This window comes from Virgibacillus carmonensis, assembly GCF_057836705.1.
This window is the reverse complement of the sequence record NZ_JBYQFJ010000031.1, coordinates 1-13457: the sequence shown is the minus strand read 5'-3', so window position 1 is coordinate 13457 and position 13457 is coordinate 1. Positions and strand designations below refer to the sequence as shown.

7 protein-coding genes are annotated in these 13457 nt (G+C 40.0%); all 7 read left to right on the top strand.

Annotated elements, in window-relative coordinates; genetic code table 11:
• Nucleotides 1-529 precede the first annotated feature (529 nt).
• On the top strand, nucleotides 530-4066 hold the full coding sequence (rpoB, locus tag AC3G7N_RS17240) for a DNA-directed RNA polymerase subunit beta (protein ID WP_489423409.1): 3537 nt from the start codon (nucleotides 530-532) through the stop codon (nucleotides 4064-4066).
• Between the two features lie 192 nt (nucleotides 4067-4258).
• Nucleotides 4259-7882, top strand: a complete 3624-nt coding sequence (rpoC, locus tag AC3G7N_RS17235; protein ID WP_489423408.1) for a DNA-directed RNA polymerase subunit beta' — start codon at nucleotides 4259-4261, stop codon at nucleotides 7880-7882.
• Between the two features lie 132 nt (nucleotides 7883-8014).
• Entirely contained in the window at nucleotides 8015-8269 is a 255-nt protein-coding gene (locus tag AC3G7N_RS17230) for a 50S ribosomal protein L7ae-like protein (RefSeq protein ID WP_489423407.1), read from the top strand.
• 147 nt (nucleotides 8270-8416) lie between these two features.
• Nucleotides 8417-8830, top strand: coding sequence for a 30S ribosomal protein S12 (rpsL, locus tag AC3G7N_RS17225; protein ID WP_489423406.1), 414 nt, complete (start codon nucleotides 8417-8419; stop codon nucleotides 8828-8830).
• 166 nt (nucleotides 8831-8996) lie between these two features.
• Nucleotides 8997-9467 carry a 30S ribosomal protein S7 gene (gene rpsG / locus AC3G7N_RS17220; protein WP_089530259.1) on the top strand — a complete coding sequence of 157 codons (471 nt, stop codon included), beginning with the start codon at nucleotides 8997-8999 and terminating at the stop codon, nucleotides 9465-9467.
• 164 nt (nucleotides 9468-9631) lie between these two features.
• The gene (gene fusA / locus AC3G7N_RS17215; protein WP_489423405.1) at nucleotides 9632-11710 is read left to right on the top strand and encodes an elongation factor G; all 2079 of its coding nucleotides are present in this window, start codon (nucleotides 9632-9634) and stop codon (nucleotides 11708-11710) included.
• 105 nt (nucleotides 11711-11815) lie between these two features.
• Nucleotides 11816-13006 (top strand): elongation factor Tu, encoded by a 1191-nt coding sequence (gene tuf, locus AC3G7N_RS17210; protein ID WP_489423404.1) that lies wholly within the window; start codon nucleotides 11816-11818, stop codon nucleotides 13004-13006.
• Nucleotides 13007-13457: the final 451 nt, after the last annotated feature.

The following is a 13457-nucleotide window of genomic DNA, read 5'->3' as shown; positions in this document are numbered from 1 at the left end:
ATTTTCATTATATAAGAAACGTATATTTCATCGGTTTTCGGAGACAATGGTAAAGTGAAAAACTAAACACCTAAGGTTTTTTCTAAAAAAACCTTTTTTCTTTTTGAAAGTTGAAGGGAATACGTAGATCAATTGTGTAAGAGATATACTTAAACAGTTGATTTTTTGTGCCGATGAAAGGATAACTATCAAATAGGGTAGAAGTCATTGCATTACGTTTAACTTCAGGAAAGAAAGCTTGTGATTCTATGTTGCAAGTTTTGTTCTACTTTAAGAAAGAATAACTCTTATTGGTTATTGTATAAGAAATCTAAGGTTTTCGCCAGTAATTCATGGCAACAAGCCAGGTTTTTAACCGCATGTTTAGGAATGAATATTACTAAACAAAACATTCAAGAGCTTGATTTAGTAGGACGTCGTTAAGATCCGAGAAACAATACTATATTTTTAGTTTGTTTTTCTAATATAATAATCACTTTTCAACCAGATTCCTATAATTGAAAAGTGCTTGATTTGAGGGGTGAAGCAGTTGACAGGTCAACTAGTTCAGTATGGACGGCACCGCCAACGCAGGAGCTACGCACGCATCAGCGAGGTGTTAGAATTACCAAATCTAATAGAAATTCAAACCGCTTCTTATCAATGGTTTTTAGAAGAAGGTTTGAAAGAAATGTTCAAAGACATTTCCCCTATTGAAGACTTCACAGGTAATCTATCACTAGAATTTGTTGATTATAGTCTAGAGGATCCAAAATATCCTGTAGGTGAATCAAAGGATCGAGATGTAACGTATAATGCTCCGCTTCGCGTGAAGGTTCGTTTAATTAATAATGAAACCGGTGAAGTGAAAGAGCAAGAAGTGTTTATGGGAGATTTCCCACTTATGACAGACACAGGTACATTTGTTATTAATGGAGCAGAGCGCGTTATTGTATCACAGCTCGTTCGTTCACCAAGTGTCTATTATAATGAGAAAATTGATAAAAACGGAAAAAGAGGCGTTACTGCAACCGTGATTCCGAACCGCGGAGCATGGCTTGAGTTTGAAACAGATGCAAAAGATGTTGCTTATGTCCGTATCGATCGTACACGTAAGCTGCCTATTACAGTGCTATTGCGTGCTCTTGGCTTTAGTTCAGACCAAGAAATTATTGATTTACTAGGTGAGAATGAATACTTAAAAAACACCCTAGACAAAGATAATACAGAAACTACTGATAAAGCTTTACTAGAAATCTATGAGAGACTTCGCCCAGGTGAACCGCCTACGGTTGATAACGCTAAAAGCTTATTAGTTTCACGTTTCTTTGATCCAAAACGTTACGACCTGGCACATGTTGGTCGTTACAAAATGAATAAAAAACTAAACATTAAAAACCGTTTATTTAACCAAGTGCTTGCAGAACCAATTGTTGATCCGGAAACTGGTGAGGTGCTTGCGCAAAAAGGTGATAAGTTAGAGCGGAAGTTATTAAATAAAATCATTCCATACTTGGAGCAAGAAGAAGATAAAGTTGGCGAGCAAGCAGTTGTGCCTCAAGAGGGTGTTCTTGAAGATCCAATTAAGCTTCAGTCAATTAAAATCTTTGACCCAACTGACCCAAGTGGGGAACGTGAGTTGAACGTTATTGGTAATGCAGGTGTTGATAGAAGCATTAAAAATATAACGCCAGCTGATATATTATCTGCAATTAGTTATTTCTTTAACCTGCTACACCGTGTTGGTGATACGGATGATATTGATCATCTAGGTAATCGTCGACTTCGTTCAGTGGGGGAATTATTGCAAAACCAATTCCGAATCGGACTTTCTAGGATGGAACGAGTTGTACGTGAACGGATGTCTATTCAAGACACATCAAGTGTTACACCGCAACAGTTAATCAATATTCGTCCAGTAATTGCATCGATTAAAGAGTTCTTTGGTAGCTCACAGCTTTCGCAATTTATGGATCAAACCAATCCGTTGGCAGAACTAACACATAAACGTCGTTTGTCTGCACTAGGACCAGGTGGATTAACTCGTGAACGTGCAGGTTTCGAGGTTCGTGACGTACATTACTCTCACTATGGACGTATGTGTCCTATTGAAACACCTGAGGGACCAAATATCGGGTTAATAAACTCTCTATCAAGCTACGCTAAAGTAAATAAATTTGGTTTTATCGAAACACCGTATCGCCGGGTTGACCCTGATACTGGATTGGTAACAGCTCAAATTGATTACCTAACAGCAGATGAAGAAGATAATTACGTAGTGGCACAGGCAAATGCCAGATTAGATGAAACAGGTCACTTTATTGACGACGAAGTAATCGCTCGTTTCCGTGGTGAGAACACAGCTGTACCTCGCTTGAACATTGATTACATGGATGTATCACCTAAACAGGTTGTTTCAGCAGCGACTGCGTGTATCCCGTTCCTTGAAAATGATGACTCCAACCGTGCGTTAATGGGTGCTAACATGCAACGTCAAGCAGTGCCGTTGATGAAACCTGAAGCACCAATCGTCGGAACAGGAATGGAATATGTTTCTGGGAAGGATTCTGGAGCTGCAGTTATTTGTGAAAATCCTGGAATTGTTGAACATGTTGAGGCAAAAGAAGTTCATATCCGTCGAGTTTCAGAAGTAGATGGCAAAGAAGTAAAAGGTGACTTAGAGCGCTATCGTTTACAGAAATATATTCGTTCGAACCAAGGTACTTGTTACAATCAACGTCCAATCGTAAGTAAAGGCGACCGTGTAACAAAAGGTGAGATCCTGGCTGATGGACCGTCAATGGAAGATGGTGAACTAGCATTAGGTCGGAACGTTTTAGTTGGTTTCATGACATGGGAAGGGTACAACTATGAAGATGCGATTATCATGAGCGAACGCCTTGTGAAAGATGATGTATATACATCTATTCACATCGAGGAATATGAATCAGAAGCCCGTGATACGAAGCTCGGACCTGAAGAAATTACCCGCGATATTCCAAACGTTGGAGAAGAAGCATTGAAAGATCTTAACGAGCACGGAATCATCCGTGTTGGTGCCGAAGTTTCCGATGGTGATATCTTAGTTGGAAAAGTAACACCAAAAGGGGTTACCGAACTGTCAGCGGAAGAACGTCTATTACATGCAATTTTTGGAGAGAAGGCCCGCGAGGTCCGCGATACATCATTACGTGTTCCACATGGTGCAGGAGGTATTGTCTTAGACGTTAAGATTTTCAATCGTCAAGATGGTGATGAACTGCCACCAGGTGTTAATCAGCTAGTCCGTGCATATATTGTTCAAAAGCGTAAAATTCATGAAGGTGACAAAATGGCTGGACGTCACGGTAATAAAGGTGTAATTTCAAAAATTTTACCTGAAGAAGACATGCCGTTTATGCCAGACGGAACTCCAGTGGATATTATGTTAAACCCATTAGGGGTACCGTCACGAATGAATATCGGACAAGTGTTTGAGTTGCACTTAGGAATGGCTGCACGTGCATTAGGTATACATGTTGCAACTCCTGTATTTGATGGTGCAAGTGAAGAAGATGTTTGGCAAACGTTGGAAGAAGCCGGCATGCCAAAAGATGCTAAAACAATTCTGTATGACGGACGATCTGGGGAACCATTTGATAACCGTATTTCTGTTGGTGTTGCGTATATGATTAAACTAGCACATATGGTTGATGATAAACTCCACGCTCGTTCAACAGGACCATATTCACTTGTTACCCAACAGCCACTCGGTGGTAAAGCACAGTTTGGTGGGCAACGTTTCGGTGAGATGGAAGTATGGGCACTTGAAGCATACGGTGCTGCATACACACTACAAGAAATTCTTACTGTTAAGTCAGATGACATTGTTGGTCGTGTGAAAACATACGAGGCTATTGTAAAAGGTGACAATGTTCCGGAACCAGGAGTCCCTGAATCATTTAAAGTATTAATAAAAGAGCTTCAAAGCCTCGGTTTAGATGTGAAAATGCTTTCTAGTGATGAAAAAGAAATTGAATTACGTGAACTAGAAGAAGAGGAAACGGAAGCAGCTAGCAAACTTAACTTAGAAATAGAAGAAAAGTAGTAAAAGCAAAGGAGCGCTAAGTTTCGTGAAATAGCAAGTTTTACGGAAGTTAGCATCTCCGGCTTTATCATAAAAATTCTGTTCTACTCAAGGAAAGTACAGTATAAGAAAAACTTCGCCATTCGCTAGTAAGGCGAATGACGGGTTTTACTAATAATGGTAAATTCGGACACTAAAAGGGAGGTTGGCCCCTTGCTAGATGTAAATAACTTTGAGTATATGAAAATCGGTTTAGCTTCACCTGAAAAAATTCGCTCGTGGTCATACGGCGAGGTAAAGAAACCAGAAACAATTAACTACCGCACATTAAAACCTGAGAAAGACGGCTTATTTTGTGAACGGATCTTTGGACCACAAAAGGACTGGGAATGTCATTGTGGAAAATACAAACGTGTACGTTATAAAGGCGTTGTTTGTGATCGGTGTGGAGTAGAGGTTACAAAAGCGAAAGTACGTCGTGAACGTATGGGACATATTGAATTAGCTGCTCCTGTTTCACATATTTGGTACTTCAAAGGAATTCCTAGCCGGATGGGACTTGTTTTAGACATGTCGCCTCGTGCTTTGGAAGAGGTCATCTATTTTGCGGCGTATATCGTTACAGAATCAGGTAATACTCCGCTTGAGAAAAAACAGTTGCTTTCAGAAAAAGAATACCGTGCTTATTATGATAAATACGGTAAATCTTTTAAAGCCCAAATGGGAGCTGAGGCAATTCGAAAGCTTTTACATGATATCGACCTTGAAAAAGAGGTAGTTGGATTAAAAGAAGAATTAAAAACAGCTAAAGGGCAACGTAGAACTCGTGCGATTAAACGTTTAGAAGTATTAGAGTCATTTCGTAATTCAGGAAATGATACGTCATGGATGGTATTAGATGTATTACCAGTTATCCCTCCAGAAATTCGTCCAATGGTACAACTTGATGGTGGACGTTTTGCGACATCCGATCTAAATGACTTATATCGTCGAGTTATCAACCGTAACAATCGCTTGAAACGTTTGTTAGATCTTGGTGCGCCAAGTATTATCGTACAAAATGAAAAGCGTATGTTACAAGAAGCTGTTGATGCGTTGATTGATAATGGTCGTCGCGGACGTCCGGTTACTGGACCTGGTAATAGACCGCTTAAATCACTTTCACATATGTTGAAAGGGAAACAGGGTCGTTTCCGTCAAAACCTGTTGGGTAAACGTGTTGACTATTCAGGTCGTTCCGTTATCGTTGTGGGACCAAGTTTGAAAATGTATCAATGTGGGTTACCAAAAGAAATGGCGCTTGAATTGTTTAAACCATTTGTTATGAAAGAATTAGTAGGCAGAGGTTTAGCGCATAATATCAAGTCTGCTAAACGTAAAATTGAACGGGTTCATCCTGAGGTTTGGGATGTTTTAGAGGAAGTTATTCGTGAGCATCCGGTATTACTTAACCGTGCACCTACATTGCATAGACTGGGAATTCAGGCCTTTGAACCAACATTAGTTGAAGGGCGCGCGATTCGTTTACATCCACTAGTTTGTACAGCATACAATGCTGACTTTGATGGTGACCAAATGGCTGTGCACGTTCCGCTATCTGCCGAGGCACAAGCTGAGGCGCGTATCTTGATGCTAGCAGCCCAAAACATCCTTAACCCAAAAGATGGTAAGCCGGTTGTTACACCGTCACAGGATATGGTATTAGGTAACTATTATTTAACAATGGAGCGTGAAGATGCAGTTGGTGAAGGTAGTGTATTTAAAGACACTAACGAAGCGTTGATTGCATATCAAAATGGATTTGTTCATCTGCATACTAGAATAGCGGTTCAAGCAAGTACATTGAATAATAAAACTTTTACTGAAGAACAACACAATCAATTGTTGTTAACCACAGTAGGTAAATTAGTATTCAATGAGATTTTGCCAGAATCATTCCCTTATATTAATGAGCCAACAAAAAGTAATCTTGAAGTTTGCACACCAGCTCATTATTTTGTTGAAAAGGGTACAAATATAAGAGAAGAAATCAAAAAGCGCGATACTATTTTACCGTTTAAAAAAGGTATCCTGGGGGATATCATCGCAGAGGTATTTAAACGATTTAAAATCAGTGAAACGTCTAAAATGCTTGACCGTATGAAGGATCTTGGCTTTAGTTATTCAACAAAGGCTGGTATGACGGTAGGTATATCAGATATCGTAGTGCTAAAAGAGAAAGAAGTAATTCTAGTTGAGGCACAAACGAAGGTTGATAATGTTCAGAAACAGTTCCGCAGAGGTCTAATCACTGAAGAGGAGCGTTATGATCGAGTTATTGCAATTTGGTCGAAAGCAAAAGATGACATTCAAGCTAAACTAATGAAATCTCTAGATTCTAGAAACCCTATCTTTATGATGAGTGATTCAGGGGCAAGAGGTAACGCATCAAACTTTACACAGTTAGCAGGTATGCGTGGATTAATGGCAAACCCAGCCGGACGTATTATTGAGCTGCCAATCAAATCAAGTTTCCGTGAAGGATTAACAGTACTGGAGTACTTTATTTCGACACATGGTGCTCGTAAAGGACTTGCCGATACGGCACTTAAGACAGCTGACTCAGGTTACCTAACACGACGTTTAGTTGACGTTGCACAAGATGTTATCGTACGCGATGCAGATTGTGGTACAGATAGAGGCCTAAAAGTTTCTGCAATTAGGGACGGTGCTGAATTGATTGAGCCACTGATTGACCGCTTAATTGGTCGAACAGTATTTGAAACAGTTCGCCATCCGAAAACAGGCGATGTAATCGTTGAGAACGATACTGTAATCTCAGAGGACCAAGCAAAAACTATTATAGATTCTGAAATTGAGGAAGTAACGATTCGTTCCGCATTTACATGTAATACGAAACACGGGGTATGTCAAAAATGTTATGGACGTAATCTTGCAACTGGCGATGAGGTGGAAGTTGGTGAAGCAGTAGGTATTATAGCTGCTCAATCTATTGGTGAACCAGGTACACAGTTAACCATGCGTACATTCCACACTGGTGGAGTTGCTGGGGATGATATCACACAAGGTTTACCACGTATTCAAGAAATTTTTGAAGCGCGTCATCCAAAAGGGCAAGCTGTTATTAGTGAAGTCCAAGGTACGGTTCATGAAATCAAGGAAGTTAAAGATAAACAAGAGATTATTGTTCAAGGTGAAGTAGAACAACGGGCATATACAGTTCCTTATAACGCTCGAGTGAAGGTAGCGGAAGGCGAAGAAGTGATTGCTGGTCAAGAACTAACGGAAGGTTCCGTTGATCCAAAGGAACTTCTTCAAGTTCAAGGTGTTGATGGCGTTCAAACTTATCTCCTCCGTGAAGTTCAACGAGTTTACCGTATGCAAGGTGTAGAAATCGGTGACAAACACGTTGAGGTTATGGTACGTCAAATGCTGCGTAAGGTGCGTGTAGTTGACTCAGGAGATACAAGCGTACTACCTGGATCATTACTTGAAATCCATCAATTCAAAGATGCTAACCATGGTATTCTGAATGAAGGAAAACAGCCTGCCGTTGGTAAACCTGTACTACTAGGTATCACAAAGGCATCTCTTGAAACAGATTCATTCTTATCTGCAGCTTCATTCCAAGAAACAACTCGCGTATTAACGGATGCTGCAATAAAAGGCAAACGTGATGAGTTGTTAGGATTGAAAGAAAACGTTATTATTGGTAAACTTGTTCCTGCTGGTACAGGAATGCAGCGTTACCGTAAAATCAAAGCTTCATTGGACGATTTGAAACCAGAATCGGATGAAAACAAAGAAGCTGAGACTGAAACAGAAACAGTAAACTAAATTAAGTTAAACAAGTGATGTTATTGATTAGAAGCACCAAAAATAGTAAAAATTTAGTTGACATTAAAAAACTAGAATGATACTATATTCAGGGTGCTTCTGATTATACTTGTGGCTTTGGAGGATATACTGATGTCTTATGAAAAAGTAACCCAAGGACAATCACGTCTAATAATCGGAACGAAGCAAACACTTAAAGCCATGAAAAATGGTGAAGTAAGTGAAGTGTTTCTTGCTGATGACGCTGATAAACAGCTAACTCAAAAGATAGCTGATCAAGCTGAAGAGTTAGATATTACGTGTCACCATGTAGATTCCATGAAAAAGCTAGGAGCCGCTTGTGGCATAGACGTTGGTGCATCGACTGTAGCAATTAAAAAAAATTAGTTTTGGCGATAGATTTATCGCGAAAGCTTTGTTTTTTGCTAAAGAATGAACCACCTGGATATGTGGTATTACAAGAGCGAATAGATTCGATGGTTACTAGGCTTTATTTTGCTAGTAATTTGTAAATAAGAAGGGAGGACAACTATAATGCCTACTATTAATCAACTTGTACGTAAAGGTCGTGTAAACAAACCAAGAAAGTCTGACTCTCCTGCACTTAACAGAGGGTATAACAGCTTTAAAAAGAAATTCACGAACGAAAATGCACCACAAAAACGTGGAGTTTGTACTCGTGTTGGTACTCTAACACCTAAGAAACCAAACTCAGCACTTCGTAAATATGCACGTGTTCGTTTGTCAAACAACATGGAAGTAACAGCATATATCCCTGGAATTGGTCACAATCTACAAGAACACAGTGTTGTATTAATCCGTGGTGGTCGTGTAAAAGACTTACCAGGTGTTCGTTACCATGTTATTCGTGGAGCGTTAGATACAGCAGGTGTACAAGGACGCGCTCAAGGCCGTTCAAAATATGGCACAAAACGCCCTAAAAAATAAAACGACTAGCAGAGGCGACCAATTAGAAGTGGACGCATAAGTAAGGAACTAAAGAACGCGAAAATTTGACGTTCCAATGTTCATTGCTCATGACGGAACTTCTAGGAGCCGCATTTGCAGCTAGACAGATTGGTAGTAACTTAAATTAAGGAAAGGAGGGGGACATATGCCACGTAAAGGACCAATACCTAAACGCGATGTCTTGCCAGATCCACTATATAATTCAAAATTAGTGACTCGTTTAATCAACCAAATCATGATTGACGGAAAACGAGGAAAAGCACAAAAAATTCTTTATAATGCATTTACATTGATTGCTGAACGTAGCGGTCAAAATGCTATGGAAGTTTTTGAACAAGCAATGAAAAACGTAATGCCAGTACTTGAGGTGCGTGCACGTCGTGTTGGTGGATCAAACTACCAAGTACCGATGGAAGTACGCCCAGAACGTCGTCAAGCACTTGGACTTCGTTATGTTGTGAATTACTCACGTCTACGCGGAGAAAAAACGATGGAAGAGCGTCTTGCAAATGAAATTTTAGATGCCTCAAACAATACTGGAGCAGCAGTTAAAAAGCGCGAAGAAATGCACAAAATGGCGGAAGCAAACAAAGCCTTTGCTCACTACCGCTGGTAAGAAAAGCGCAAGCGTCATGGTTAGGCCCGAAAAGCTTAAGACGAGACTTTGTGTGATGCTTTTTGTCATAAAGAGGATTGACTTAAGATTTCGAGGGGCTAGGCGCTCGAGCTAGACAGGTAAGAAAAATCCAAAAAAGTTTTTTATAGGAAGGAGAAGAATACATGGCTAGAGATTTCTCCTTGGAGAAGACACGCAATATTGGTATTATGGCGCACATTGATGCAGGAAAGACCACTACTACTGAGCGTATTCTTTTCTATACAGGACGTATTCATAAAATTGGCGAAACCCATGAAGGTGCATCTCAGATGGACTGGATGGAACAAGAGCAAGAACGTGGTATTACAATCACTTCTGCTGCAACCACTGCCGCATGGAGAGAACACCGTATTAACATCATTGATACACCAGGTCACGTGGACTTCACAGTAGAAGTGGAACGTTCCTTGCGTGTGCTTGATGGGGCGGTAACAGTTCTTGATGCTCAATCAGGTGTTGAACCACAAACTGAAACTGTATGGCGTCAAGCTACAACATACGGTGTGCCACGTGTTGTGTTTATTAACAAAATGGATAAACTTGGAGCAGACTTCTTGTATTCTACTGGAACCTTGAAAGAACGCTTGGGTGCTAATGCACATCCCGTTCAATTTCCAATTGGTGCTGAAGATGACTTTGAAGGAATCATTGATCTTGTTACAATGGTTGCATATTACTATGAAGATGATTTAGGAACTAGAGCTGAAGCACGCGAAATCCCTGCTGAGCACAAAGAAAAAGCAGAAGAGCTGCGTGCTGGATTAATTGAGGCTGTTTCTGAATTAGACGAAGAATTAATGATGAAGTTCCTTGAAGGTGAAGAAGTTTCGAATGAAGAGCTTAAGAAAGCAATTCGTGAAGCTACATTGAATGTTGAGTTTTATCCAGTATTTTGTGGGTCAGCATTTAAAAACAAAGGTGTTCAATTAATGCTTGATGGTGTTATTGATTACTTACCTGCACCAACTGATGTTCCACCAATCGAAGGTATCGTACCTGGTACTGAAGAAAAAGTAGAACGTAAAGCGGATGATAAAGCACCATTCTCAGCTTTAGCATTTAAAGTAATGACAGATCCTTACGTAGGTAAACTAACATTTTTCCGCGTATACTCTGGTACTTTAAATTCTGGTTCTTATGTAAAGAACTCTGTAAAAGATAAGCGTGAGCGTGTAGGGCGTATCCTACAGATGCATGCTAACTCTCGTGAAGAGATTGCAACTGTTTACTCTGGTGAGATTGCTGCCGCAGTAGGCTTGAAAGATACTTCAACTGGAGATACACTTTGTGATGAAAAGAACGTTGTTGTTTTAGAGTCTATGGACTTTCCAGATCCAGTTATCGGGGTAGCTATTGAACCTAAAACAAAGGCAGACCAAGATAAAATGTCGATTGCTTTAGGTAAACTTGCTGAAGAAGATCCTACATTTAAAACAGAAACAAACGTAGAAACTGGCCAAACAATTATCTCTGGGATGGGTGAGCTTCACCTAGACATCATTGTTGACCGCTTGAGACGTGAATTCAAAGTAGAAGCAAATGTTGGCGCGCCTCAAGTTGCGTATCGTGAAACATTCCGTGGTTCTGCTGAAGTCGAAGGTAAGTTTGTACGTCAATCTGGAGGACGGGGGCAGTACGGACACGTTTGGGTTAAATTTGAACCAAATGAAGAAGGTGCTGGCTTCGAATTCCAGAACAAAATCGTTGGTGGTTCTGTACCACGCGAATACATCGGGTCTGTTGAACATGGTATTAGAGAAGCAACAGAAAGTGGTGTGCTAGCTGGCTATCCATTGATTGATATCAAAGCGACACTTTATGATGGTAGTTATCATGATGTTGACTCGAATGAGATGGCATTTAAGATAGCTGGTTCTATGGCATTAAAAGCTGCTAAAACAAAATGTAAAGCAGTTCTTCTTGAACCAATTGAAAAGGTTGAAATCGTTATTCCAGAAGAATACATGGGTGATATCATGGGAGATGTAACATCTCGCCGTGGACGTGTTGAGGGTATGGAAGCACGTGGACCTGCTCAGACTATTAAAGCGTTTGTTCCACTCTCAGAGATGTTTGGTTATGCGACAGCATTACGTTCAAACACACAAGGACGAGGAACATTTACAATGCATTTTGATCATTTCGAGGAAGTGCCAAAAAGCATCTCTGAAGAAATTATCAAAAAAAATGCTGGTGAATAATTGATTTTTTGAAGAATCTAACGTATAACTTTTATTGTAGTGTTATGAATTTAGCGCTGAATGAAACTAAAATACACTTTTATTTATTTAAAGGAGGAACTATAAATGGCTAAAGAAAAATTTGACCGCTCGAAAAGTCACGTAAACATTGGAACTATTGGACACGTTGACCATGGTAAAACAACTTTAACTGCTGCAATCTCAATCGTAATGCACAAGAAATCTGGTAAGGGTACAGTAATGGCTTATGACCAAATTGATGGTGCTCCAGAAGAAAAAGAACGTGGAATTACAATTTCAACTTCACACGTAGAGTACGAAACTGATAGCCGTCACTATGCACACGTTGACTGCCCAGGACACGCTGACTATGTTAAAAACATGATCACTGGTGCTGCACAAATGGACGGAGCTATCTTAGTAGTATCATCTGCTGATGGCCCTATGCCACAAACTCGTGAACATATCTTGCTTTCACGTAACGTTGGTGTTCCATCAATCGTAGTATTCCTTAACAAAACTGATATGGTAGACGATGAAGAACTTCTAGAATTAGTAGAAATGGAAGTGCGTGATCTATTAACTGAGTATGACTTCCCTGGTGACGATGTGCCAGTAGTAAAAGGTTCTGCTCTAAAAGCTATCGAAGGTGACGCTGATTATGAAGCGAAAATCGTTGAATTAATGGACGCTGTTGATGAATATATTCCAACTCCAGAACGCGACACTGACAAACCATTCATGATGCCAGTTGAGGATGTTTTCTCAATCACTGGTCGTGGTACTGTTGCAACAGGACGCGTTGAGCGTGGGGAAGTTAAAGTCGGTGACGATGTAGAAATTATCGGTCTTAATGAAGCACCAGCTAAAACAACTGTAACTGGTGTTGAAATGTTCCGTAAGCTTCTTGACTATGCAGAGGCTGGTGACAATATTGGTGCACTACTACGTGGTGTGTCTCGTGATGATATCGGACGTGGTCAAGTACTTGCTAAGCCAGGTACAATCACTCCACATACTAACTTCAAATCTGAAGTTTATGTATTGTCAAAAGAAGAAGGTGGACGTCATACTCCATTCTTCGGAAACTATCGTCCACAATTCTATTTCCGTACTACTGACGTAACTGGCGTTATCCAGTTACCAGAAGGCGTTGAAATGGTAATGCCTGGCGATAACATTGAAATGAGTGTTGAACTTATTTCACCAATTGCTATTGAAGAAGGTACACGTTTTTCTATCCGTGAGGGTGGACGTACAGTTGGATCAGGCGTTGTATCAACAATTCAAAAGTAAGTAATAAATCAAAAACAGGTAGCGTGACGACGCTGCCTGTTTTTTTGGTGTTTAAAGTTTCTTGTTATAAAGTAGTTTTAATAATACGGAGAAACCTTAATGCAAATAGTAAATAACACTGGGTAAATTATCGCTTTGAGCATTGCTTTGTGATTGTTGAGAGAATTAATATTTTAAGCGGACACTGAGTACGTTATTCACGAAAATCACTATGGAATCACTGTCTTTTTTCTAAATAGCAGATACTGTGTCCTCCATCATAAAGATTAAGACTAATTATTAACAAAGGCTGTTTTCTAAAAGATTGGGAGTTTTTATCAAAAAACTGAACAAGTAGTTAATATAAAATGCGACGTATGTGCTGGGTTGTTTTCCGCTTCGGACCGTTGCTTTCCTCGGGCACGGCTTCAGCCTCCTCGGAAGAAAACCACTTCCTGCGGGGTCTTCAGAC

Coding starts and splice junctions, on each gene's coding strand:
- fusA (WP_489423405.1), top strand. CDS start 9,632: ATGGCTAGAGATTTCTCCTTGGAGAAGACACGCAATATTGGTATTATG.
- rpsG (WP_089530259.1), top strand. CDS start 8,997: ATGCCACGTAAAGGACCAATACCTAAACGCGATGTCTTGCCAGATCCA.
- tuf (WP_489423404.1), top strand. CDS start 11,816: ATGGCTAAAGAAAAATTTGACCGCTCGAAAAGTCACGTAAACATTGGA.
- AC3G7N_RS17230 (WP_489423407.1), top strand. CDS start 8,015: ATGTCTTATGAAAAAGTAACCCAAGGACAATCACGTCTAATAATCGGA.
- rpsL (WP_489423406.1), top strand. CDS start 8,417: ATGCCTACTATTAATCAACTTGTACGTAAAGGTCGTGTAAACAAACCA.